Below are 884 nucleotides of genomic sequence, written 5' to 3' on the forward strand. Positions count from 1 at the left end.
TTTTACTATCCTCAACAAAGGCTAAAATGAGTTTAAAACGCATCTACTGCTCCTTATATTCCTGTGATTGAGCTTGTTGTTGCTGAGCTTTTTGTGGCTCTATTCGTTGTGGTTGGTTGAGCCATTGAGTAATTTGCGCATAACTCATGACAGAGATAATTGGGAACAAGCTGGCAAAAGCGATCAGCCCAAAACCATCAATGACTGGGTTTCGCCCCGGCACAGTAGAAGCCAAACCTAGCCCAAGGCAACATAACCAGCAATAATGTAGTAATGAATGGGATCACCCGCGAAAATTCGATAGCTACCTAATGAAAGCCCAATCGCAACTCCCAAAGCCACGGCAATTCTTAGTCCATTTACACTAATACTGCCGCCCGATACTTGGTTCGCCTTGATCGCAACCGCAATCAATGAGGGTTCAGCGATGGTGGTACTAAAGCCGATAAAAAAGGCAAACAAATACACCCAGTAGTAATCAAACCAACCAAGTAGCTCACCATCGCTAAGCTTAAAATCACTGAGAAAATCCGGGGCAGTGAGTTGCATCGCCATGGTTTCGCCTAACGGGAACAGTGCCAGTTCGAGTCCCATCAAGAACAGTGTTAAACCAAGAATGACGTAGAAAAAGCCAAGTATGACTCGCGGAAGATTGGTGACAGGTTTACGCAGCACCGCTAACTGAAAACCAAAAATGATGGCGGCAATCGGGATCACATCCATAACGGTGCCAAAGAAGGTATCGACAAATAGGTTGAGATTCATCATGCAATCACCATTCCGTACACCATCACAAACATCATGGGTAACAACGAGGCGAAGGCAACCAAGCCAAAGCCATCAATCATAGGGTTACGCCCCTTTATCGACGACGCAAGCCCGAC

At 45.8% G+C, this 884-nt stretch carries 1 protein-coding gene and 1 pseudogene; both read right to left on the reverse strand.

Annotated features, from left to right (window positions below; genetic code table 11):
* Positions 1–43 precede the first annotated feature (43 nt).
* A pseudogene (locus KIV40_RS32675) lies at positions 44–768 on the reverse strand (DUF1538 domain-containing protein).
* Positions 765–884 (reverse strand): DUF1538 family protein (locus KIV40_RS32680; protein WP_285353524.1); only part of this gene is annotated, 120 nt, incomplete at its 5' end. The gene KIV40_RS32680 and the pseudogene KIV40_RS32675, both read right to left, overlap by 4 nt.

The sequence above is a fragment of the Vibrio sp. D173a genome (assembly GCF_030248475.1).